The organism is Nocardioides imazamoxiresistens (genome assembly GCF_032378595.1).
Lineage (GTDB): Bacteria > Actinomycetota > Actinomycetes > Propionibacteriales > Nocardioidaceae > Nocardioides > Nocardioides imazamoxiresistens.
Genome location: NZ_JAVYII010000009.1, coordinates 167,852 through 190,659 on the forward strand (window position 1 = coordinate 167,852; position 22,808 = coordinate 190,659).

Sequence of the window (22,808 nt, forward strand, 5' to 3'; positions counted from 1 at the left end):
GGGGGTGCACGCCAGGTGGGGTGGACGCTGTCGGTCGACTACGGCACGACCAACACCACCGCCGCGATCCGCCACGACGGTCGGCCCCCTGCCGCCGTCACGCTCGGCGAGGAGCAGACGATGCCCTCGGCGGCGCTGCTGACCAGCGGTGGCATCCAGGTCGGGGAGGCGGCGCTGCGCGGCCGCCGCTCCGCCCCGGAGTTCTTCGTCGCCTCGCCCAAGCTGCTGCTCGGGCAGGACTCCGTGCTCCTCGGCGACGACGAGACCGAGGTGACGGCGCTCGTGGCCCGCACGCTGTCGGTCGTGCTCGAGCGGGCGGTCGCGGAGGCGGGCGGCACGCAGCCCGACGCGGTGGTGCTGACCCACCCGCAGACCTGGGCGCGGCCGCGGCGCCAGGCGCTCGAGGCCGCGTGGCGGCGCACCGGGTCCCGGGCCCCCGTGCGGCTGGTCTCCGAGCCGATCGCCGCCGTCTCGTGGTTCGCCGAGGAGGCGACGCTGCCGGACGACGCTCGGGTCGCGGTGCTCGACTTCGGCGGTGGCACCTGCGACGTCGCGGTGCTGCACCACCGCGCGCGGGCCGCCGCTCCCCTGGAGATCACCGCGCACGCCGGGCTCGACGACCTGGGTGGTGCGACCGTCGACCACGTCTTCGCGCTGTGGGTGCGAGCGCAGGTCCGCACGCAGGGCGAGGTGGAGCTCGACGACGCCCTCGACGAGCGCGAGCACCTCGCCGACCTGCACGCGCTCTACGACGCGGTGCGCGAGGCGAAGCACCGCCTCGCGGACTGGGAGTACGCCGACGTCCCGGTCTCCGCCGCCGGCCGCTCGACCTCGGTGACGGTCACGATCGACGAGTTCAACCAGATCATCGCCGCGGAGACCGAGCGCGCCCGCGCCCTGCTCGAGCGCAGCGTGGCCGCCGCGGGCGTCGCGTCCGTGGACCTCCACGGCCTCTACCTCACCGGCGGCTCGTCCCGTCTGCGCTGGGTGCACCAGATGGCGGCGGAGCTGCTCGGCGGGCGCCCGGCCCACCTGGCCGAGCCCCACCTCGTGGTCGCCCTGGGCGCCCACAGCGCGACGCGGCTGCGGGTGGTCGAGCGCGCCGACGTGGAGGCCAGCCGCTTCGTCACGCTGCGCGGGCTGCAGGCCTCGCCGGCGACCGGCCGCGGGTCGACGCTGGCGCCACCCTCGGGCCAGCCGGTCTCGCTGACCCCTCCCCGCCCCTCCGCACCCCCGCGCGGGCCGCGTCTTCCCGCACCGGCGGGACCTCCTGCGGGACCCCCTGCCGGGCGCCCGGTCGCCGCTCCCCCGCCGGCTGCGCGCGGCGCGGCGCCGCGACCTACCGCGGGCCCCACCGCTCCACCCGGCGGCCCTCCGGTCGGTCCCCCCAGCGGCCCCCCTGCCGGCCCTCCGGTCGGTCCTCCCCTGGGCCACCCGGGCGGCCGGCCGTCGGGGCCGGCGCTCGCGCCCGTGGTCGCGGCCGGCCAGGACCTCGCCGACGTGCTCCTCGCCGCCCACCCGTCCCTCGCGGCGGCGACCGGCGTCGCGCCGGAGCTGCGCGCGCTGCTCGACCAGCCGGCCACCCTGGTCGCGCTGCTGGCCGTGCCCGGTCTGCTGGAGCAGGTGGCCCGGCACCCGGCGCTGCTCACGACGCCCCCGACCGACGGCCGGCCCCGGACCTTCTCGGCGCCGGACGACGACGACTCCGCGGTGCTGCCGGCGCGTCAGCTGTTCGGTCGCTCGGCCGCCTGGCGCGCCGCCGTCGACGCACCCGCCTGGCGCCGCTCCTTCCTGGCGGCGCAGGGCGGTGGGCCGGCGTGGGCGTACGCGGTGGTCCAGCGCTGGTCGCGACTGCCCGCGGCCGAGCGTCGTCGCGCGCTCGAGGACCCGACCTGGACGGTGCCGCCCGTGCCCGTGCCGCCCTGGATCGAGCGCAGCCCCGGGCGCGTGTCCGTGACCGTGCCCGCGCCACGGCCCGGCCCCGCGTCCGGCGCGGGCTTCCTGCGGGCCCGCACCGCGAGCCGCGAGCAGGCCGGGGTGCTGGCGGCGCTGGAGGCCCGGGGCTGCTTCGGCGAGGGCGAGGCGTTCCGCGAGCGGCTCAACGCGGCGCGCGACCCGCGCCTGCCGGCGCGGCGGGCGGGCGTCTCGGCCCGCGTGGGCACGCGGGACGCCGAGCTGGACGTGTACCTGTTCGGCGGCGGCCGGCACCGCGCCCGCAGCGGCGGCGCCGACACGGAGCTGCCGGCGTACGTGCTGCTCCTGCCGACCCGGCACCTGCGCACGAGCGTCCCGCTGCTCGTGCTGACCCGCGACCTCGTCGACCACCTCGCCCCGGCCGCGCACGGCGACGTCGCGGCCCGCTCCGTCGTGGTGGCCCTGACCCAGGAGGTCGGCGGCGAGGTCGCACCCACCGGCCGCTCGCTGACCCTCACCAGCCGCGACGCGGGTCTGGGAGTCGAGCTCGCGCGCACCCTCGACCGGCCGTGGGTGCCCGGCCGAGGATTGTGACGCAGCCCTCACGGGTAGCAGGTGTCGCGTGGCACACTGCGGTGGCATCTCACCGCAGCAGCACCACACCCACCGACGAACGCTGCGAAGGGCTGGAATGACCGAGACCGTCGCCGAGAGCCTCGACGAGGCGCAGCTGCTGGAGCGTGCGCGCGGCGGGGACGAGACAGCCTTCGCCGCCCTCGTCACCCCGCGCCGCAACCGGCTCTGGTCGGTGTGCCTGCGCGTGACCGGCGACCGCCACGACGCCGAGGACGCCCTGCAGGACGCGCTGACGGCCGCCTGGCAGCACCTCGCGACGTTCCGGGGCGACGCCCGTCTCGACACCTGGCTCTACCGGATCGCCTCGAACGCCGCGCTCGCGGTCGCCCGGCGCCGGCGGGAGCGGGCGTACGCCCCCGACGAGCTGCCCGAGGACGGCGACGCGCGGCGCGACCACGCCGACCAGATCGCCGACACCGACCGCGTGCGGCGGGCGCTGGCCGCCCTGCCCGAGCAGTTCCGCGAGGCGGTCGTGCTGCGCGAGCTGGCCGACCTGACGTACGAGGAGATCGCGGCGCACCAGGGGGTCGGCGTGCAGACGGTCAAGAGCCGGCTGAACCGTGCGCGGGCCCAGCTCGTGGCCGCGCTCGCGGACTGATCCGACCCCCGCTGCCCCCACCGACCCGCCGACCCCCTGACGCGTTGCACGACGAGGCGCCGGAACGGTGAGACCCCCGCACTCACCGTCCCGGCGCCCGCCGGCTCCGCGCCCTCGTCAGGCGTCGGCGCTGTCCGAGGCGTACCCGTCGCCCGAGTCCTCGGGCGAGGACACGACCGTGTCGGTGTAGCCGTCGCCGTCGGAGTCGTACTCGACGGTGTCGATGACGCCGTCGCCGTCCGAGTCGTACTCGACGGTGTCGATGACGCCGTCGCCGTCGGCGTCGTACTCCCGGACGTCGGTCACGCCGTCGCCGTCGGTGTCGTAGGTCGCGTAGTCCGCGACTCCGTCGCCGTCGGTGTCGTAGGTGACGGTGTCGACGTAGCCGTCGCCGTCCGTGTCGGTGGCGACCGTGTCGACGTAGCCGTCGCCGTCGGTGTCCATCTCGATCGTGTCGACGACGCCGTCGCCGTCGGTGTCGATCTCGCGGGTGTCCGTGTAGCCGTCGCCGTCGGAGTCGTACTCGGTCGACTCGTACGCGCCGGGGGTGGCCGGAGCGGCAGCGGGGTCGGCCGGCTCGGCCGGGGCCGCCGCCTCGGGGGCGGCGTAGGAGTAGGTGCCCTCCCCGGTGATGCTGACGGTGTCGACGATGCCGTCGCCGTCGGCGTCGTAGGCGGTGGTGTCGACGACGCCGTCGCCGTCGGTGTCCATCTCGACGTAGTCGACGACGTTGTCGCCGTCGGTGTCGTAGGCCGCGGCGTCGGTGTAGCCGTCGCCGTCCAGGTCGGCGTAGACCGTCTCGACCGAACCGTCGCCGTCGTTGTCCACCGTGACCGCGTCCGTGTAGCCGTCACCGTTCATGTCGAACTGCTCCTGCGTCATCTCGAACTCCTCTGGGTAGCTGCCCGGTCGGGCGTCGGTGGTGTGCTGCTGTGCTCCGCAACCGCACCGGAGCGACGCACTCACAGACTCAGAGGGAGCCCGGCGCCCGAATGTTCCGGGCCCGTCGGAAAAAGTTCTGCGCGCCCCGTCAGGCGCCGCGCACCAGCCGCAGCACGCGGGCGACGGGGACCGGCTGGACGGGCGCTCGGCCCGCCTCGGCCTGGACGGGTGGCGCCACCGGCCCGTCGACGAGGTAGCGCCGCCAGCGGGCGCGGCTGTAGGTCGCCGGTCGGGTCGAGGCGACGAAGTCGGTGAGGATCTCGGCGAAGCGCTCGGGGTGGTCCTTGTGCGGGAAGTGGCCCGCGTCGTCGAGCACCTCGACGCGCGCCGCCGGGGCCAGGCGGGCCGCGTTCTCGGCGTGGCGCACGGGGATCACGCGGTCGTCGCGACCCCACACGACGCACATGGGCATGGCCGCGGTCAGGTACGCCCGGTCCGCCATCGTCACCACCTGCCCGCGCCAGTCGACGACGCCGCGCACCACGTGCCGGATCGCCGCGCGGGCCCGCGGGTCGCGGAACGACTCGAGGATGTCCGCCACCTCGCCGAGGTCCCGGGTCGCCGAGAGCGGCAGGCGCTCCAGGGCGCCGAGCCCCCCGCGTACGGCGTGCCGCAGGCCCGGCAGGCTCAGGACCCCCATCGCCTGGTGGTAGCCGGGCGTGGTGACGGCGCGGATGAGCGGGGTGACCTCGGGGCCGAGGCCGCCGGAGGCGACGAGCGCGAGCCGCTCGGTGCGCTCGGGGAACTGGTAGGCGAACTGCATCGCCACTCCCCCGCCGAAGCTGTGCCCGACGACGGTGACCTTGTCGATGCCCAGCACCGTGAGCAGGTCGCGCATGCCGTTGGCGTACCCGCCGACGCTGTAGTCGGCCCGGGGCTTGTCGGAGAGACCGTGGCCCAGGAGGTCGGGCGCGATCACCGTGTGGCGCTCGGCGAGCCGTTCCACGACGGGCTCCCAGGTGGTCCGGTCGCAGCCGAGACCGTGCAGCAGGAGCAGCACGGGGCCGCTGCCGGCCCGCACGTAGGCGCGACGGTGCCCGTGGACCTCGACGACCTGCACGGTCGTGGCACCCACGGCGTCCTCCCACCCTCTCGTCGGTCCTGCTGGCCTCAGGTACCCGCGGAGCGCGCGGGCACGGCCGGATTCAACCATCCCGCCGACCCCTATGCTGCCCGGATGGCCGACCCCGACTCTGCCACCGACCCCGTCACCGACCCCGTCACCGACGCCGACGCCGACCTGCGGGTACGCACGGCGGACGTCCTGCTGCGCAGCCTCGGCACGCTCAGCACGGCCGCGACGGGACGGATGGAGTCGGACGTCTCGTGGTTCCGGGACCTGGCCGCGGAGGACCGGTCGTGGGTGGGCGTCATCATCCAGGCCGGTATCCGCAGCTTCGTCGACTGGTGGCGCACCGGCGGCGAGACGGAGCCGGCCGACACCACCCTGGCCACGGCCGTGTTCGGGGCGGCGCCCCGGGCCCTGGCCGGCGTCATCACGCTGCAGCAGACCGTCGACCTGGTCCGCCTGGCCATCGACGTCGTCGAGGAGCACCTCGACCTGCTCCTGGGCGGCACCGACAGCGGCGCGGTGCACGCGGCGCTGCTGCACTACGGCCGCGAGCTCGCCTTCGCGACCGCCCGCGTGTACGCCCGCGCCGCCGAGCTCCGCGGCGCGTGGGACGCGCGGCTCGAGGCCCTCGTCGTCGACAGCGTGGTGCGCGGGGACGCCGACGCGGAGGTGCTCTCCCGCGCCAGCGCCCTCGGCTGGGGCGCCACCCGCCGTGGGCGCGGCGGCGCGGGCGGCCCGACCGGACGTGCGGCCGGCGACGTGTGCGTGGTGGTCGGCGACGTGCCGGGCGACGGGTCCGCCCCCGAGCTGGTCGCCCACCTGCGCCGGCAGGCCGGGGACGTCGCGACCGACGTGCTGGGCGCCATCCAGGGCCACCGCCTGGTCGTCGTGCTCGGCGGGGTCACCTCGCCGCTGGCGGCTGCCGCCGCGCTGGCCGACCACCTCGGCCCGGGGCCCGTCGTCGTGGGCCCCGTGGTCGGCGACCTGAGCTCGGCGTACCAGTCCGCGCGCGAGGCGGTGGCGGGGTACGCCGTCGCGGCGGCGTGGCCGGAGGCCCCCCGGCCGGTGCACGCCCTGGACCTGCTGCCGGAGCGGCTGCTCGCGGGCGACCGGTCGGCGGCCGACCACCTGGTGCGCCGCGTGCACGACCCGCTGACCGAGCACCGCTCGGCGCTCGTGGCGACGCTGACGGCGTACTTCGCCGAGGGCGCCTCCGTCGAGGCCACCGCGCGACGCCTCTTCGTGCACCCCAACACGGTGCGCTACCGCCTCGCGCAGGTCGCCGACGTGACCGGTTGCACACCCACGGACCCCCGTGACGCCTTCACGCTGCAGATCGCGCTCACCGTCGGGCGCCAGCGGACAGCGGGTCTGACCAGCGAGTAACTGGTTCTTGGAGGAACCCCACAAAGGATCGGCCCCGAACTTCGTTCACGCCGCCGCCAGGTGTGGGTTCGTCACAAGGCACAGTGGTGACGTGCTCGTCGTACTCGCTCCCGGCCAGGGCGCCCAGACGCCCGGCTTCCTGCAGCCGTGGCTGGCCGACCCCACCTTCGCCAGCCGCTTCGCCTACCTCTCGGCGGTCGCCGACCTCGACCTCGCGCACTACGGCACCGAGGCCGACGCGGAGACGATCCGCGACACCCGGATCGCCCAGCCGCTGCTCGTGGCCGCCGGCCTCGTCGCGGCGCTCGAGCTGTTCCCGCACCCGGCCGACGCGTTCGACCGGATCGGCGCGGTCGCCGGCCACAGCGTCGGCGAGCTCGCGGCCGCCGCGGGTGCCCGCGCCATCACCGCCGAGCAGGCGATGGTCCTGGTCCGCGAGCGGGGCCGGGCCATGGCCGACGCCGCGGCGGCGACGCCCACCGGCATGACCGCCGTCCTCGGCGGGGACCGCGAGGAGGTCCTGGCCGCCATCGAGAAGCACGGCCTGGTGCCCGCCAACGACAACGGCCCCGGCCAGATCGTCGCGGCCGGGACGCTGGAGCAGCTGGCCGCGTTCGCCGACGAGCCGCCCGCGCGGGCCCGCCTGCGCCCGCTCAGCGTGGCCGGCGCCTTCCACACCCACCACATGGCCCCCGCGGTCGACCGCCTGGCGGGTCTCGCGCAGGCCGTCTCGACCCACGACGCGCGCATCCCGGTGATCTCCAACCGCGACGGCCGGGTCGTCCACGACGGGCGCGACGTGCTCGGGCGGATGGTCACGCAGATCTCCAACCCGGTGCGCTGGGACCTCTGCATGGAGACGATGCTCGACCTCGGGGTCACCGGCGTGCTCGAGATGCCCCCCGCCGGCACGCTCGCGGGCATCGCGAAGCGGGCCCTCAAGGGCGTCGAGACGTTCGCGCTCAACACCCCCGACCAGCTCGACGACGCCCGCGCCTTCGTGCGCAAGCACGGCGAGCGCTCGCTGCTCTCGACGACGCCGACGTGGCGCGTCGTCGTCTCCCCCGCCAAGGGCACCTTCGAGCGCGACGCCGCCGCCGGCGACGCCGAGGTCCTCGGGCCCGCGGCCCGGATCGGGGCCGTGGCGAGCCTGCGCGACCGCACCGAGGTGCTCGCCCAGCACGGCGGCCACGTCGTCGAGTGGCTCGTCGAGGACGGCGACCTCGTCTCCCCCGGTCAGCCGCTCGTGCGCCTGCACCCGGCAGGGGCCGCCTGATGCCCGGTGCCGTGCTCGACGCGGGCACCGGCTCCGCGTACTCGCGCATCCTCGGGGTGGGGGCGTACCGCCCGTCGCGCGTCGTGCCCAACAGCGAGGTCGTCGACGCGATCGACTCCAGCGACGAGTGGATCCAGCAGCGCTCCGGCATCCGCAGCCGCCGCTGGGCCACGCCGGAGGAGACCATCGAGATGATGTCGGTGGCCGCCTCGCGCGACGCGCTCGCGCAGGCCGGCCTCGACGTCCGCCAGGTCGACTGCGTCGTCGTCGCCACGGTCAGCCACATGCTGAACCTGCCGTCGGCGGCGACCGCGATCGCGCACCAGCTCGGCACGGACCAGGCCGCGGCCTTCGACGTCTCGGCCGCCTGCGCGGGCTTCTGCCACGGCGTGGCGCTGGCCTCCGACATGGTGCGGGCCGGCTCCGCCCGTCACGTGCTGGTCATCGGCGTGGAGCGCCTCAGCGACATGACCGACCCCACCGACCGCGGCACGGCGTTCATCTTCGCCGACGGCGCCGGCGCCGTCGTGGTCGGACCGTCGGACACCCCCGCCATCGGCCCCGTCGTGTGGGGCTCCGACGGCGAGCAGTACGACCTGATCCGCCAGAAGGACGACTGGCGCGACGTCGTCGCTGCCGGCTCCTCGGCGTACCCGTTCATGACGATGCAGGGCGCCGCGGTCTTCCGCTGGGCCTCCTTCGCCATGGCCAAGACCGCCCAGCAGGCGCTCGACCGCGCCGGCGTCAGCGTCGACGACCTCGACCTGTTCGTGCCGCACCAGGCGAACATGAGGATCACCGACGCCATGGCGCGGGCGATGAAGCTGCCCGACCACGTGCGCATCGCGCGTGACATCGCGGAGCAGGGCAACACGTCGGCGGCCTCCGTGCCGATGGCGCTGGAGCGCATGATCGCCGAGGGCGAGGCGAAGTCCGGAGACCTCGCCCTGCTCGTGGCGTTCGGCGCCGGCCTGGCGTACGCCGCCCAGGTCGTCGTCGTCCCGTAGGTCGGCGCCCGCCCCGGGCGGGCGCCGTCCTGCAGCACCACCACGGTTCCACCCCTCGCAGCACCCCCACCCAGGAAGGAAACCACCAGCATGGCCACCACCGAAGAGATCCGCTCCGACCTCGCCGTCATCGTCAACGAGGTCGCCGGGATCCCGGTCGAGGACGTCCAGCTCGACAAGTCGTTCGTCGACGACCTCGACGTGGACTCGCTCTCGATGGTCGAGGTCGTCGTCGCGGCCGAGGAGAAGTTCGGCGTGACCATCCCGGACGACGAGGTCAAGAACCTCAAGACCGTCGGCGACGCCGTCTCCTTCATCGAGTCGCGTCAGTGACGCGTCCCTGATCACCTGATCACCCGCCCCACCCGCCGTACCCGAGCGAAGGAAGCACATTGACCAGCACCCGCGTCGTCGTGACCGGCCTCGGCGCCACCTCCCCCGTGGGTGGTGACGTCGCCAGCACCTGGGACGCCCTCGTCGAGGGGCGCTCCGGGGTCCGTGTCCTCACCGAGGACTGGGCCGAGAGCCTCGGCGCACGGATCGCCGCGCGCGTCGCGGTCGAGCCGACCGAGGTGCTGGAGCGCGTCAAGGCCCGCCGTCTCGACCGCTCCGGCCAGCTCGCGCTGGTCGCCGCGCTCGAGGCCTGGGCCGACGCCGGCTTCTCGGGTCCGGCGGGTGAGGTCGACGTCGACCCCGAGCGGCTCGCGGTCGCGGTCGCCTCGGGGATCGGCGGCGTCACCACCCTGCTGTCCAACTACGACAGCCTCCAGGCCTCGGGCCCGCGCCGCGTCTCCCCGCTGGCGATCCCGATGCTGATGCCGAACGGCCCCGCCGCGGCGGTGGGCCTGCGCGTCAACGCGAAGGCCGGCGTGCACACGCCCGTCTCGGCGTGCGCGTCGGGCAACGAGTCGATCGCCCTCGGCATCGACCTGATCCGCCTGGGCCGCGCGGACGTCGTCGTGGTCGGCGGCACGGAGGCGGCGGTGCACCCGCTGCCGATGGCCGCCTTCGGCCAGATGATGGCGCTGTCCAAGCGCAACGACGACCCCGCGGCTGCCTCCCGCCCCTGGGACAAGGGCCGCGACGGCTTCGTCATGGGCGAGGGCGCGGCCGTCCTCGTCCTCGAGTCGGCCGCGCACGCCGAGGCGCGCGGGGCGCGGGTGTACGCGGAGGCCGCGGGCGCCGCGGTGACCGCCGACTCCCACGACATCGCACAGCCGGACCCCTCCGGCCTCGGCGCGACCCGCGCGATGAAGCGCGCGCTCGTCGAGGGCGACCTCTCGCCCCGCGACGTCGTCCACATCAACGCCCACGCGACCTCGACCCCCCAGGGCGACGTCGCGGAGGCCCTCGCCATCCGCAACGCGCTCGGCGACGCCTCCTCCACCCCGGTCGTGACCTCCACGAAGTCGATGACCGGCCACCTCCTGGGTGCCGCCGGCGCGCTGGAGTCCGTGGCCACCGTCCTGGCGCTGCACCACCGCCGGGTGCCCGGCACGATCAACCTCACCGACCCCGAGGACGTCGGCCTCGACCTGGCCGACAAGACCCGCGACCTGCCCCAGGGCGACGTCGCGGCCCTCAACAACTCGTTCGGCTTCGGCGGTCACAACGTCGCCATCGCCTTCCGGAGCGTGTGATGACCCAGACCGCCGCCCCCGCCGCCCCGGCGCCGCGGGGCAAGCCCGCCAAGCTCCCCCGCGAGCAGGACCCGCGCAACCCGCTCACGCGGCTCACCGCCCTGCTCGACGAGGGCTCGCTCGAGCTCCTCACCCCCGACGACCTCTCCGGCATGCTCGCCGTGACCGGCACCGTCGAGGGCGCCCCGGTCGTGGCGTTCTGCTCGGACGCCACCGTCATGGGCGGCGCGATGGGCGTCGAGGGCTGCCAGGCGGTCGTCACCGCCTACCAGCGCGCGCTGACCGACGGCGTGCCGATCATCGGCCTGTGGCACTCCGGCGGCGCCCGGCTCGCCGAGGGCGTCTCGTCGCTGCACGCGGTCGGTCGGATCTTCGCGATCATGACCCAGGCCTCGGGCCGGATCCCCCAGATCTCGGTGGTGCTCGGCCCCGCCGCCGGCGGCGCGGCGTACGGTCCCGCGCTCACCGACGTCGTCGTGCTCGGACCCGAGGGCCGCATCTTCGTCACCGGCCCCGACGTGGTGCGCTCGGTGACCGGCGAGGACGTCGACATGCTGCGCCTGGGCGGCCCGGAGCCGCACGGGCGGCGTTCGGGCGTCGTCCACCTGCTGGCCGACACCGAGGCCGACGCGCTCCAGCACGCCCGCGACACCGCGTCGCTGCTCGGCGCCCAGGGCACCCTGCGCACCGAGACGGTCGAGGACGTCGACCTGGCGGACCTGCTGCCCGAGTCGCGCAAGCGCGCCTACGACGTGCACCCGCTCATCGACGGCGTGCTCGACGAGGGCACCGCCCTTGAGCTGCACCCGCGCTGGGCCCCGAACGTCGTGACCTCGCTGGGTCGTCTCGGCGGACGCACGGTCGGCGTGATCGCCAACAACCCCCTGCGGCTGGGTGGCTGCCTCGACTCGCTGTCGGCGGAGAAGGCCTCGCGGTTCGTGCGCCTGTGCGACGCGTTCGGCGTCCCGCTCGTCGTGCTCGTCGACGTCCCGGGCTACCTCCCCGGCGTGGGCCAGGAGTGGGACGGCGTCGTGCGCCGCGGCGCCAAGCTGCTGCACGCGTTCGCCGAGTGCGTGGTCCCCCGGGTCACGCTGGTCACCCGCAAGACGTACGGCGGGGCGTACATCGCGATGAACTCCCGCTCCCTCGGTGCGACCAAGGTGCTGGCCTGGCCGGGCGCCGAGGTCGCCGTGATGGGTGCGGTGGCCGCGATCCGGATCCTGCACCGCCGCAAGCTGGCCGAGGTGCCGCCGGACATGCGCGAGACCGTCGAGGCGGAGCTGGCGGCCGAGCACGAGCGGATCGCGGGCGGCGTGGAGAAGGCCGTCGAGATCGGCGTGGTCGACGAGATCGTCGAGCCGTCGCGCACCCGGCGGGCGATCGCCGAGGCGATCGACGCCGAGGTCCAGGAGGCCGGCGTGCGCCGCGGGGCGCACGGCAACATCCCGCTCTGAGCACCACCTGCTGACGCGCCGAAGGGCGCGGCCGGCGGACCCGGGGGTCCGTCGGCCGCGCCCTTCGGCGTCGCTCGAGCGGTGGGGAGGCGGGTACGCCCGCGACCGGGCGTACCGCGCAGGTCAGACGACCTGGTGCAGCCAGCGCACGGGTGCGCCGTCCCCCGCGTGCCGGAAGGTCTCCAGCTCGTCGTCCCAGGGGCGACCGAGCAGGCGGTCGATCTCGGTCTCGAGGTCGACGTCGCCCAGCGCCGCCTTGAGCACGGCGGCCTTGAGCCGGTCCTCGGGGATGAGGATGTCGCCGTGCACGCCGGTGACGGCGTGGTAGATGCCGAGCTCGGGGGTCGAGGAGAACCGCCCGCCCTCGGTGCTCGCCGTGGGCTCCTCGGTGATCTCGAAGCGCAGGTGCTCCCAGCCGCGCAGCGCGGAGACGACCCGCGCCGCGGCACCGACGGCCCCGGTCCAGGACAGCTCGGCGCGATAGGTCCCGCCCTGCGCCGGTTGCGGCGTCCAGTCCAGGCTCACGGGCACGCCGAGGACACCAGCGACGGCCCACTCCACGTGCGGGCACAGCGCCGAGGGCGCCGAGTGCACGTAGAGGACGCCCCTCGTGGTGGCAGTGGTGTTCGTGGTCATCGGATCTCCTTCATCCCCGGCGTCGAGCTACGCCTTCCCCAGCGGTCTCGTGGTCGGGTCCGAGTTCGTTCGGATGACATCCATGAAGTTCTGCCGGCCATTGTGGCCCACGGACCCTGAGCTCGGCTAGTGGGATGCCTCACCCGAATGTCACCCCGGGTGGTAGGACGTGTTAGGCAAGGCTTACCTCATCCCCCATCCCGGAGGTTCGTGTGATCTCGGCACACCGCCGCCTCGCGTCCCCGCGCGCGACCGGCTCCCCCACCCGCCGCCCCGTGGCGGCCCTGCTCGACCGCTCCTCGGTCGACGACCTCGTCGAGCAGCTGGACGCTGCTCGTGACGTCCTCGCCGGCGCGTTCGCGCGCACCACCCAGCCGCTCTCGGGCATCTCGCCCGAGGCCGCGGCCGCCGGCGTCGCCGCCGTCGACCTCGACCGACCGCTCGACGGCGTGGGCGACGTCCTCGACGAGGTGCGTCGGGTCTACCTCGACCACGCCGTGTGGTTCCACCACCCCCGCTACCAGGCACACCTCAACTGCCCCGTCGCGCTCCCGGCCGTGCTCGGCGACGTCATCGCGGTCGCGGTGAACTCCTCGCTCGACACCTGGGACCAGAGCGGGCCGGCCACCCACATGGAGCGCCACCTCCTCGCGTGGACGGCCGGGCGCCTCGGCCTGCCCGCCTCGGCCGACGGGATCTTCACGACCGGCGGCACGCAGTCCAACCTGCACGCCCTGCTCCTGGCCCGCGGCGAGGCGCTCGCGGCGGGCGCGGATCCCGCGCGCCTGAGGATCGTCACCTCCTCCGACGCGCACTTCTCCAGCCGCAAGGCGGCCATGGTGCTCGGTCTGGGCGAGGACGCCGTCGTCGAGACCGCGGTCGACGCCGCCGGCCGGATGGACGTCGAGGACCTCGACGCCGTGCTCGCCCGGCTGCGCACCGAGGGCCTCGTGCCGATGGCCGTCGTCGCCACCGCGGGCACCACCGACCGCGGGTGCATCGACCCGCTGTCGTCGGTCGCGCGGGCCTGCCGGCGCCACGAGGTGTGGCTGCACGTCGACGCGGCCTACGGCGGCGGGCTGGTCACCTCCCGTCGCCGGCGGCACCTGCTCACCGGCGTCGAGCGGGCCGACTCGGTCACCGTCGACTTCCACAAGACGTTCTTCCAGCCGGTCGCCTGCAGCGCCGTGCTGGTGGCCGACCGAGCGACCCTGCGTCACGTCACGCACCACGCGGCGTACCTCAACCCCTCCTCCGACGTCGCCGAGGACATCCCGAACCAGGTCGACAAGAGCCTGCAGACCACCCGGCGCTTCGACGCGCTCAAGCTGTGGACCACGCTGCGCACGCTCGGGCCCGACCGGGTCGGCGAGCTGCTCGACACCGTGATCGACCTGGCGGCCGAGGTGCGCGGCGACCTGGTCGGCGACCCGGACTTCCGGGTGGTCACCGAGGGCGACCTGTCGACCGTGCTGTTCCGGTTCGTGGAGTCCGACGTGGACGACGAGCGGCTGGACGCGGTCAACGAGCAGGCCCGCCGGCGGCTGTACGCGACGGGCCTGGGCGCCGTGGCCCGCACCCGGCTCGGGGGACGCACGTGGCTGAAGCTCACGCTGCTGAACCCGGCCACCACCCTCGCCGACGTGCAGCAGGTGCTCGACCTGGTGCGCGGGCACGCCCGCGCGGCGCTCGCCCACCCCGACGAGGAGGTGGCCTGATGCGCGTGCACGACCTCCTCGGCGTCGGCCTCGGGCCGTTCAACCTCGGCCTCGCGTGCCTCGCCGAGCCCCTCGTGGACCTCGACGCGGTCTTCCTCGAGGCCCGCGGCGAGTTCCGCTGGCACCCCGGGATGATGCTCGACGACGCCACCCTCCAGGTGCCGTTCCTGGCCGACCTGGTCTCGCTGGCCGACCCCACGTCGCCGTTCTCGTTCCTCGCCTGGCTGAAGGAGACGGGGCGGCTCTACCCGTTCTACGTGCGCGAGTCGTTCTACCCGATGCGCAGCGAGTACGACGCGTACTGCCGTTGGGCCGCGCAGCGGCTCACCTCGATCACCTACGACCGCGAGGTCACGGAGGTGGAGTGGGACGCGGGGGCGGACGCGTACGCGGTGCACAGCCGCGACCCGCACACGGGCGCGCGGCACACCCACCTCGCCCGGCGGCTGGTGCTCGGCGTCGGCACGACGCCGCACCAGCCCGAGGCCCTGCGCGACCTCGACGGGCCGGCCTGGCACAGCGCGCGCTACCTCGAGGTGCGCGACGAGCTGCTCACCCATGACGACGTCACCGTGGTCGGGTCCGGGCAGAGCGCCGCGGAGGTCTTCAGCGACCTGCTCGACGCCGTGCGGCCCGAGGTGCGGCTGCGCTGGGTGACGCGCTCGCCGCGGTTCTTCCCGCTGGAGTACACGAAGCTGACCCTCGAGCTGACCTCGCCGGAGTACTCCCGCCACTTCCGCTCGCTGCCCGACGAGCGACGCGAGGCGCTGCTCGCGACGCAGGCCGGCCTCTACAAGGGCATCAGCGGCGACCTGGTGGACGCGATCCACGAGCAGCTCTACCGCCGCAGCCTGCGCGACGCCGTGGCGCCGCAGCTGCTCACCGCCTCCGAGGTCACCGCCTGCGAGCGCGACGCCGACGGCTTCACGCTGCGGCTGCGCCACCGCGAGAGCGACGAGGAGTACGCCCTGTCCACCGGTGCGCTGGTCACCGCGACGGGCTACCGCGCGGAGGTGCCCGGGTTCCTGGCCCCGGTCGCCGACCGGATCCGCTGGGACGAGCGCGGCCGACCGGTGGCCGACGAGCACTTCGCGATCGACCACGCGGGCGGGCGGGTCTTCGTGCAGAACGCCGAGCTGCACACGCACGGGTTCGTCGCTCCCGACCTCGGCATGGGGGCGTGGCGCAACTCCGCGATCCTGGCCGCGGTGCTGGGCCACGAGCCGTACCCCCTCGAGCAGCGGGTGGCGTTCCAGACCTTCGGGGTGCCCGACGGCGCCCGGACGGGGGCGCTGCTGTGACCGCGCCCGACCCGACCACTCCCACGCTGACCACGCGGCCGTTCGACGTCGACGCCGACGTGGCGCTGCTGCACCGCTGGGTCACGAACCCGCGGGCCCGCTTCTGGGGCCTCGAGCACGCGAGCCTCGAGCAGGTGCGCGAGGAGTACGCCCGCCTCGACGCCGACCCGCACCACGACGTCCGGCTCGGCCTGGCCGACGGCGTCCCGGCGTTCCTGGTGGAGACCTACGACCCGCACCACCACGAGCTCGCCGCCCACACCACGCTGCGGCCCGGTGACCTCGGCATGCACTTCCTGGTCGCGCCCACCGACCGCCCCGTGCACGGCTTCACCCGCGCCGTGATCACGGCCGTGCTGACCGAGTGCTTCGCCGACCCGACCGTGGAGCGCGTCGTGGTCGAGCCCGACGCCGCCAACACGCGCGTGCACGACCTCAACGCGGCGATGGGCTTCGTGGTCGAGGGCGAGGTAGCCCTCTCCGACAAGACCGCCCTGCTCAGCACCTGCACCCGCGCCGCCTTCGACGGGAGGACCCGATGAGCCCGATGAGCCCGATGAACACCCACCACCTGACCCCCGACCGGATGGCCCTCGCGCAGCGCGCGCAGGCCGCCAAGACCCTCGGCGAGCTCGCCCACGAGTGCCTCCTGCGGCCGGTGCCCGACGGCGACCGGTGGGTCGTCGCCGGGGACGACCCCACGGTCGCGTGGACGTTCGCGGCCCGGCGCCTGCCGCTCGACCACTGGCAGGTCGACCCCGGCTCGATCCGGCGCACGGTGGGCGGGGCCCCGTCGGTGGTCGACGCCCAGCAGCTCGTCCTCGACCTGCGCGAGCAGCTGGGCCTGTCCGACACCGTGCTGCCGACCTACCTCGAGGAGGTCGCGGCCACGCTGGCCGGGCGCGCCTGGAAGCTGCGTCCTGACGCGCCGACCTCCGCCGAGCTGGCGGACGCCGACCTGCAGACGGTCGAGGCGGCCATGACCGAGGGGCACCCGTGCTTCGTCGCCAACAACGGCCGGATCGGCTTCGGCGTCGACGACTACCTGGCGTACGCCCCGGAGGTCGGGCCGCGGGTCCACCTCGAGTGGCTGGCCGTCCGCGCCGAGCACGCGGTGTACGCCGGGGTCGCGGGCCTCGAGGACCAGCGCGCGCTCCTGTCCACGCAGCTCGACGACGACGAGCGCGACGGCTTCGAGAAGGTGCTGCGCGACCGGGGCCTCGACCCGCGGGCGTACCTGCTGGTGCCCTGCCACCCGTGGCAGTGGCGCAACAAGATCGCCGTGACGTTCGCGCCGCAGGTGGCCTCCGACGACGTGGTGCACGTCGGGACCGGTCGCGACGCGATGCAGCCGCAGCAGTCGCTGCGCACCTTCTTCGACCTCGACCGGCCCGAGCGGCACTACGTGAAGACGGCGCTCTCCGTGCTGAACATGGGGTTCATGCGAGGGCTCTCCGCCGCGTACATGGCGGTGACGCCGGCGATCAACGCCTGGGTCGACGAGCTGGTGCGCACCGACCCGGTGCTGGAGGGGCTCGGCTTCGAGGTCCTGCGCGAGGTGGCGGCGGTCGGCTACCGCCACCCGCTGCACGAGCAGCACGGCCCGTCGCCCTACCAGAAGATGCTGGCGGCGCTGTGGCGCGAGAGCCCGACCTCGCGGCTCGGTGAGGGCGAGCGGGCGGCGACGATGGCGAGCCTGCTGCACGTCGACGCCGCGGGGTGCTCGTTCGCCGCCGAGCTCGTCGCGCGCTCGGGGCTGGAGCCTCGAGCGTGGGTGGCGCGCTACCTGCGGGCCTACCTCGAGCCGGTGCTGCACTGCTTCCACGCGCACCGCTTCGTGTTCATGCCGCACGGGGAGAACGTGATCCTGGTGCTGCGCGACCACGTGCCCGTGCGGGTGCTGATGAAGGACATCGGCGAGGAGGTCGGCCTGTTCGACACCGCGCGCGAGGTCCCCGAGGAGGTCCGCCGCATCCAGGCCGACCTGCCCGAGCACCAGCAGGTGCTGGCGATCGCCTCCGACGTCGTCGACTGCTTCCTGCGCTTCCTCGCCGCCGCGCTCGACGAGGCCGGCACCCTGGCGGCGGACGACTTCTGGGCCGAGGTCGCCGCGTGCGTCGAGGCGTACCAGTCGGCGCACCCCGAGCTCGCCGCGTCGTTCGCCACCCACGACCTGTTCGCGCCGACGTTCGAGCGGATGTGCATGAACCGGCTGCAGCTGCGCGACAACCAGCAGATGGTCGACCTGGGCGACCCCTCGAGCGCGCTGCAGCTCGCCGATCCGCTGCCCAACCCGTTGAGCGCCCACCGAGGCTCGACCAGGTAGCCGTACTCAGGTGCGCACCCGCGCGGCGCGGGGAGGGTGGTCGTCATGTCCACGACACCGCACTCCCCCGCCGCGCCGTCCGTCTCCGCGCTGGCCGACGCGACGCCAGCGTCGCGCAACCGCGTCGTCGACCTGCTGCGCGGCGCCGCGATCCTCGTCGTGTGTCTCGGTCACTGGCTGATGGCCGCTCTCTACGTCGACGACGAGGGCGCCCTGCGGCGCGGCGACCTGCTGGAGACCGCGACCTGGATCCACCCGCTGACCTGGGTGCTGCAGGTGATGCCGGTGTTCTTCCTCGTCGGCGGATACGCCAACGCGATCTCGTGGCGCGGCGCCCGCGAGCGGGGCACGACCTACGGCGGGTGGCTGCGGGCGCGGCTGCGCCGACTGACCCTGCCGCTGCTGCCCCTGATGCTGTTCTGGGCGGTCGTCGCCCCGGTGGCCGCCGCGTTCGGCGTCAGCGGCGCCACGCTGCGCATCGCGAGCATGGCCTCGCTCGTGCCGACGTGGTTCCTCGCCGTCTACGTGCTCGTCGTGGCGCTCACGCCGCTCACCCTGGCCCTGTGGGAGGGCCTGGGGTGGTGGTCCGTGCTCGCCGGCGCCGCGCTGGCGGGCGTCGTGGACGCCGTCTCCCTCACCCAGGACCTGCTGCTCGTCGGCTTCCTCAACTACCTGCTGGTCTGGGGCACCGTGCACCAGCTGGGGTACGCCTGGCGCGACGGCGTCCTGGCCGGCACACCGCGGCGGCTCCTGCTCGCCGCGACGGGCCTGGTCGGGCTCCTGCTGCTGGTCGGTCTGGGGCCCTACGGGGTCAGCATGGTGGGCGTCGACGGCCACGGCGTGGACAACTCGTACCCCGCCCGGGTGACGCTGCTGTTCCTCGGCTTCTTCCAGGCGGGACTGGTGATGGCCCTCGAGCCGGCGCTCGAGCGCCTCGCCTCCCGGCGCCACGTGTGGATGGCGACCATCTTCGTCAACGCGCGGATCATGACGATCTACCTGTGGCACCTGACCGCCCTGACCTTCGTGGTCGCGCTGGGCGTCGCCACCGGCGGCCTGGGGCTGCGGATCGCGCCCGACACGGGCCTGTGGTGGGCGACGCGCCCGGTCTGGTTCGCACTTCTGGCGCTCGTGACGGCCGGGCTCGTGCTGCTGCTGGGTCGCTTCGAGCAGCCCCCGGCCGACCCGCGGCCCGCCCCGCCGGCCGTCCTGCCGGTGCTGGCGATGGTGCTCACCTGCGGCGCGCTGGCCGTGATGGCCGACCTCGGGATCGCGGAGCGCAGCGGCGAGGTCAACTGGTGGCTGCCGTGGGTGCCGGTCCTCGCCGCGGTCGTCTGCGGGACGGTGCGGCTGCCGCTGCGGGCCGGATCGCGCGTCGACGCCGGGCCCCGGGACCACTGATCGTCGAATCCGTGTCGCCCTCCCTCCCCCACCACTAGGCTGTGCGGGGAGGGAGGCCGCATGCGCCACGATGATCTGCACCGACAGGTCGTGCAGTCGCTCAGCGACGGCATCCTCGTGATCGACCTCGACGGACGGATCACGTTGGCGAACGACGCCGCCGCGGCGCTGTTCCGCACCGACAGCGCGACCCTGCAGGGCCGCTCCCTCGACGACTTCCACGACGAGACCGGCCGCGGGCAGTTCCGCGAGTTCCTCGATCGCGCCGCCCGCGGCGAGCTGGTCGGCCACGAGGTCGACTCGATGTACGTCGCCGAGGACGGCTCGAGGGTGTGGGTGCGGCTCATGCAGACGGGCCTGGTGCAGGACGGCTCGGTCGACGGGATCATCCTGCGGATCACCGACAACCACGAGACCAAGGAGCTCCTCGACCGTCTCTCCGAGAGCGGCGCCGAGCTCGAGCGGGCCGAGCGGATCGCCCGGCTCGGCAGCTGGACGTGGGACCTGGTCGACGGAGAGGTCCGGCACTCCCAGGGGCTGGACGAGCTGTTCGGCCAGTTCGTGGACGACCTGCTGAGCCGCGACTACGACGTGGTCCTCGGCATCACCCACCCCGAGGACCACGACCGGCTGCGCGCCGCGCTGGCGACGCTGCAGAGCGGCGAGAAGCCGCGCATCGACGTCGAGCTGCGCCAGCGCGGCGAGGACGGGTGGATGTGGCTGCGGATGCGCGCGCTGGCCACCTACGACACCGAGGGCGAGCTGATCCGCATCTCGGGCACGCACCAGGACGTGACCCGCGCGCGGGCGACCTCCGACCAGCTGCAGGACCAGGTCACGCAGAACTCGCTGATGCAGGCGATCGCGAGCGCGGCGAACGAGGCGGCCACGCTGGACGACGTCCTCGTGCACGCGCAGGCGATGGTGGTCCTGCACGACGACTGGGAGCGCGGCCGCGCCTTCCTGCCGACGCCCGACGGCGACCTCGCCCCGCGCTACTACGCCGAGGAGGACAGGCTCGAGGACGAGCGCCGCGCCGACGTCGCGGCCCGCGAGCTGGCCACGGCCCGCCGCGCCCTCGCGGAGCGCGCAGCCGTCTGGGACGACTCGGCGCGCCTCACCATCGCCTTCCCGATCGTGCTGGGCGAGGAGGTCGTCGCGGTCGTGACGATCACCTCCAGCCCGCCGCTGTACCGCCACGACATGATCCGGTCGATGGTCGAGCAGGCCGGGCTGCAGCTGGCGCGCGTCGCCGAGCGCGAGCAGGCCGCCCGCGAGGTCGCAGCGGCACGTGACCGGGCCGTGGAGGCCTCACGCCACAAGTCGGAGTTCCTCGCGACCATGTCGCACGAGATCCGCACCCCGCTGAACGGGATCATCGGTCTCACCGAGCTGCTCGGGCGTACGCCCCTGGACCCGCAGCAGCGGCACCTGGCCTCCGGCATCGCGGTCTCCGGCCGCAGCCTGCTCGGGATCATCAACGACATCCTCGACTTCTCGAAGATCGAGGCGGGGCACCTGGAGGTCGAGACCATCGACTTCGAGGTCCGCGACGTGCTCGACCAGGTCACGAGCGTGCTGGCCGAGAGCGCCCGGGCGAAGGGGCTCGACCTGCAGGTCTCCTGCCACCCCGACGTCCCGCAGGTGCTGGCCGGCGACCCGATGCGGCTCGCCCAGGTGATCACCAACCTCGGCTCGAACGCCGTGAAGTTCACCTCCCGCGGCTCGGTGACCATCCGCGCGACCTCGGAGCCGCTGGAGGGCGGCGACGCGATGCTGCGCATCGAGGTGGGCGACACGGGCGTGGGCATCTCCGACGAGCAGCGCCGCGACATCTTCCACCCGTTCACGCAGGCCGACACCTCGACCACCCGCCGCTTCGGCGGCACGGGCCTCGGCCTGGCCATCTCGGCGGAGCTCGTGGAGGCCTTCGGCGGCGAGCTGGGCGTCGAGAGCGTCGTCGGCGAGGGCAGCACCTTCTGGTTCACCGCCTGCCTCGGCGCGCCGACCGGCTCGCAGCACGACGCGCGGCTGCGACGCACCCGCGAGAAGCTGGGCCGTCACCGTCTGCTCGTCGTCGACGACAACGTGCAGAACCGGTTGATCCTGCGCGAGCAGCTGTCGTGGTGGCACGTCACGAGCACGGGCGTGGCCTCGGTCGAGGAGGCGCGCAGCGCGCTGACCGCCGCGCTCGACGCCGGCGACCCGTTCGACGCCGTGCTGCTGGACCTCGCGATGCCCGACGAGGACGGTCTGGCCCTGGCCCGCCACGTGCGCGACGACCCGCGCCTCGGCGGACTGCCGGTCGTCATGCTGAGCTCGATGACCCCGCCGACGCCGGCGCAGATGGCCGAGCTCGGCATCGCCGAGGGGCTGACGAAGCCCGTGCAGGCCAACGCCCTGCGCGACGTGCTGCTGCGGCTGCTGACGGGGGCCGAGCCGCCGCCGCCCGACGACGGGCCCGCCGCCGGGCAGCGCGAGGGCCGGATCCTGGTCGTCGAGGACAACCCGGTGAACCAGGTCGTGGCCCGCGGCCTGCTCTCGGCGATGGGCTACCAGGTCGACACCGCCGACGACGGTATCGATGCGCTGACGCTGATCGAGGCCGGCGACTACGACGTCGTGCTGATGGACCTGCAGATGCCGCGCCTGGACGGCTACGAGACCACGCGGCGCCTCCGGGCCCGCGAGGCGGCCGAGGGTTCCGGGCGTACGCCGGTGCTCGCGATGACCGCGGCCGCCATCACGGGCGAGCGGGACAAGTGCCTGGCAGCCGGCATGGACGACTTCATCACCAAGCCGGTCGCGCCGGCCACCCTGGCCGCGGCGCTCGACCGCTGGGCGCCGTGGACCGGTTCGGGCGACGGCTCCGAGATCGCGAGCCGGCCGGACGCGCCGGCGCCGGGGCCGGAGAGCACCCACCTGGACCTCGAGCGCCTGGAGATGCTGCGGGAGGTCTCCCCCGACGACCATTCGTATCTCGACCGCGTCATCGGCGGGTTCTCGACGCGCATCCCGGAGATCGTCACCGAGCTGCGGGCCGCGGTCGAGTCCGACGACGCCGCCGGCACGGCGCGGACGGCGCACAGCATCAAGGGCTCCGCCCTCAACATCGGGTTGCCGCCGATCGCCGAGCTCGGCTCCGAGCTCGAGGCCCGCGGCCGCGCCGGCGACCTCGCCGGCGCCGACGACCTCGTGCTGCGGCTCGAGGCGGCGGTCATCGACGCGCAGGAGGCGCTGGCGGCGTACCAGGAGTGGTACCGCTCCCTGCCGCCGGAGGACCCGGCCGGCTGAGCCACGCGATGCCCTAGGCTTCGGCGGTCGGGGCCGCGGCCCCGCGGGGCGGTAGCTCAGTCGGTCAGAGCAGAGGACTCATAATCCTTGGGTCGTGGGTTCGAGCCCCACCCGCCCTACGGCGTCCTCGCCCGGGACGAGGTCTGCGCCCCGGGACCCGAATTGATGTGGTTGGAACTCAGCCATTGGGGGCAGTGTCCCGTCCGG

17 protein-coding genes and 1 tRNA gene are annotated in these 22,808 nt (G+C 74.5%); 15 read left to right on the forward strand and 3 right to left on the reverse strand.

Annotated elements, in window-relative coordinates; genetic code table 11:
- Window positions 1–15: 15 nt before the first annotated feature.
- The gene (locus RDV89_RS18285; protein WP_315735408.1) at window positions 16–2,508 is read left to right on the forward strand and encodes an Hsp70 family protein; all 2,493 of its coding nucleotides are present in this window, start codon (window positions 16–18) and stop codon (window positions 2,506–2,508) included.
- A 97-nt stretch (window positions 2,509–2,605) separates the two neighbouring features.
- Window positions 2,606–3,148: an RNA polymerase sigma factor gene (locus tag RDV89_RS18290; protein ID WP_315735410.1), complete on the forward strand. Its 543-nt coding sequence runs from the start codon at window positions 2,606–2,608 to the stop codon at window positions 3,146–3,148.
- Window positions 3,149–3,265: 117 nt separating this feature from the next.
- On the opposite strand, the gene RDV89_RS18295 is transcribed toward RDV89_RS18290, so the two are convergent.
- Window positions 3,266–4,030, reverse strand: a complete 765-nt coding sequence (locus tag RDV89_RS18295) for a hypothetical protein (protein ID WP_315735412.1) — start codon at window positions 4,028–4,030, stop codon at window positions 3,266–3,268.
- Between the two features lie 148 nt (window positions 4,031–4,178).
- Window positions 4,179–5,165 (reverse strand): alpha/beta fold hydrolase, encoded by a 987-nt coding sequence (locus RDV89_RS18300; RefSeq protein WP_315735414.1) that lies wholly within the window; start codon window positions 5,163–5,165, stop codon window positions 4,179–4,181.
- A 102-nt stretch (window positions 5,166–5,267) separates the two neighbouring features.
- Here RDV89_RS18300 and RDV89_RS18305 point away from each other — a divergent pair, with 102 nt between their 5' ends.
- From RDV89_RS18305 to RDV89_RS18330, 6 genes are all read left to right on the forward strand, one after another.
- A complete protein-coding gene (locus tag RDV89_RS18305) occupies window positions 5,268–6,548 on the forward strand; it encodes a PucR family transcriptional regulator (protein WP_315735416.1) in 1,281 nt (426 codons plus the stop codon).
- 91 nt (window positions 6,549–6,639) lie between these two features.
- Window positions 6,640–7,824, forward strand: coding sequence for an acyltransferase domain-containing protein (locus tag RDV89_RS18310; RefSeq protein ID WP_315735418.1), 1,185 nt, complete (start codon window positions 6,640–6,642; stop codon window positions 7,822–7,824).
- On the forward strand, window positions 7,824–8,831 hold the full coding sequence (locus RDV89_RS18315) for a beta-ketoacyl-ACP synthase III (RefSeq protein ID WP_315735420.1): 1,008 nt from the start codon (window positions 7,824–7,826) through the stop codon (window positions 8,829–8,831). The genes RDV89_RS18310 and RDV89_RS18315 overlap by 1 nt, the downstream gene beginning before the upstream one ends.
- A gap of 90 nt (window positions 8,832–8,921) precedes the next feature.
- On the forward strand, window positions 8,922–9,164 hold the full coding sequence (locus RDV89_RS18320) for an acyl carrier protein (protein ID WP_315735422.1): 243 nt from the start codon (window positions 8,922–8,924) through the stop codon (window positions 9,162–9,164).
- 59 nt (window positions 9,165–9,223) lie between these two features.
- On the forward strand, window positions 9,224–10,471 hold the full coding sequence (locus tag RDV89_RS18325) for a beta-ketoacyl-[acyl-carrier-protein] synthase family protein (protein WP_315735424.1): 1,248 nt from the start codon (window positions 9,224–9,226) through the stop codon (window positions 10,469–10,471).
- On the forward strand, window positions 10,471–11,925 hold the full coding sequence (locus RDV89_RS18330; protein ID WP_315735425.1) for an acyl-CoA carboxylase subunit beta: 1,455 nt from the start codon (window positions 10,471–10,473) through the stop codon (window positions 11,923–11,925). The genes RDV89_RS18325 and RDV89_RS18330 overlap by 1 nt, the downstream gene beginning before the upstream one ends.
- Window positions 11,926–12,048: 123 nt before the next feature.
- Here RDV89_RS18330 and RDV89_RS18335 read toward each other — a convergent pair whose 3' ends face one another.
- Entirely contained in the window at window positions 12,049–12,561 is a 513-nt protein-coding gene (locus RDV89_RS18335; protein WP_315735427.1) for a DUF3145 domain-containing protein, read from the reverse strand.
- Window positions 12,562–12,773: 212 nt separating this feature from the next.
- On the opposite strand from RDV89_RS18335, the gene RDV89_RS18340 reads away from it, so the two are divergent.
- The 7 genes from RDV89_RS18340 to RDV89_RS18370 all read left to right on the forward strand — a co-directional run bounded on the left by RDV89_RS18340 (window position 12,774) and on the right by RDV89_RS18370 (window position 22,720).
- On the forward strand, window positions 12,774–14,279 hold the full coding sequence (locus RDV89_RS18340) for a pyridoxal phosphate-dependent decarboxylase family protein (protein ID WP_315735429.1): 1,506 nt from the start codon (window positions 12,774–12,776) through the stop codon (window positions 14,277–14,279).
- On the forward strand, window positions 14,279–15,580 hold the full coding sequence (locus RDV89_RS18345) for a lysine N(6)-hydroxylase/L-ornithine N(5)-oxygenase family protein (RefSeq protein WP_315735431.1): 1,302 nt from the start codon (window positions 14,279–14,281) through the stop codon (window positions 15,578–15,580). The genes RDV89_RS18340 and RDV89_RS18345 overlap by 1 nt, the downstream gene beginning before the upstream one ends.
- Window positions 15,577–16,122, forward strand: coding sequence for a GNAT family N-acetyltransferase (locus tag RDV89_RS18350; RefSeq protein ID WP_315735433.1), 546 nt, complete (start codon window positions 15,577–15,579; stop codon window positions 16,120–16,122). Before RDV89_RS18345 ends, RDV89_RS18350 begins: the two co-directional genes overlap by 4 nt.
- Window positions 16,119–17,906 carry an IucA/IucC family protein gene (locus RDV89_RS18355; protein ID WP_315735435.1) on the forward strand — a complete coding sequence of 596 codons (1,788 nt, stop codon included), beginning with the start codon at window positions 16,119–16,121 and terminating at the stop codon, window positions 17,904–17,906. The genes RDV89_RS18350 and RDV89_RS18355 overlap by 4 nt, the downstream gene beginning before the upstream one ends.
- A gap of 45 nt (window positions 17,907–17,951) precedes the next feature.
- Window positions 17,952–19,307: an acyltransferase family protein gene (locus RDV89_RS18360; protein ID WP_315735437.1), complete on the forward strand. Its 1,356-nt coding sequence runs from the start codon at window positions 17,952–17,954 to the stop codon at window positions 19,305–19,307.
- A gap of 60 nt (window positions 19,308–19,367) precedes the next feature.
- Window positions 19,368–22,601, forward strand: a complete 3,234-nt coding sequence (locus tag RDV89_RS18365) for a PAS domain-containing hybrid sensor histidine kinase/response regulator (RefSeq protein ID WP_315735439.1) — start codon at window positions 19,368–19,370, stop codon at window positions 22,599–22,601.
- A gap of 45 nt (window positions 22,602–22,646) precedes the next feature.
- A tRNA-Ile gene (locus tag RDV89_RS18370) sits at window positions 22,647–22,720 on the forward strand.
- Window positions 22,721–22,808 lie beyond the last annotated feature (88 nt).

Bases quoted from the DNA above. Each gene is read 5' to 3' on its own strand.
- RDV89_RS18290 (WP_315735410.1), top strand. From the start codon at position 2,606: ATGACCGAGACCGTCGCCGAGAGCCTCGACGAGGCGCAGCTGCTGGAG.
- RDV89_RS18295 (WP_315735412.1), bottom strand. From the start codon at position 4,030: ATGACGCAGGAGCAGTTCGACATGAACGGTGACGGCTACACGGACGCG.
- RDV89_RS18305 (WP_315735416.1), top strand. From the start codon at position 5,268: ATGGCCGACCCCGACTCTGCCACCGACCCCGTCACCGACCCCGTCACC.
- RDV89_RS18315 (WP_315735420.1), top strand. From the start codon at position 7,824: ATGCCCGGTGCCGTGCTCGACGCGGGCACCGGCTCCGCGTACTCGCGC.
- RDV89_RS18320 (WP_315735422.1), top strand. From the start codon at position 8,922: ATGGCCACCACCGAAGAGATCCGCTCCGACCTCGCCGTCATCGTCAAC.
- RDV89_RS18330 (WP_315735425.1), top strand. From the start codon at position 10,471: ATGACCCAGACCGCCGCCCCCGCCGCCCCGGCGCCGCGGGGCAAGCCC.
- RDV89_RS18335 (WP_315735427.1), bottom strand. From the start codon at position 12,561: ATGACCACGAACACCACTGCCACCACGAGGGGCGTCCTCTACGTGCAC.
- RDV89_RS18345 (WP_315735431.1), top strand. From the start codon at position 14,279: ATGCGCGTGCACGACCTCCTCGGCGTCGGCCTCGGGCCGTTCAACCTC.
- RDV89_RS18355 (WP_315735435.1), top strand. From the start codon at position 16,119: ATGAGCCCGATGAGCCCGATGAACACCCACCACCTGACCCCCGACCGG.
- RDV89_RS18360 (WP_315735437.1), top strand. From the start codon at position 17,952: ATGTCCACGACACCGCACTCCCCCGCCGCGCCGTCCGTCTCCGCGCTG.
- RDV89_RS18365 (WP_315735439.1), top strand. From the start codon at position 19,368: ATGCGCCACGATGATCTGCACCGACAGGTCGTGCAGTCGCTCAGCGAC.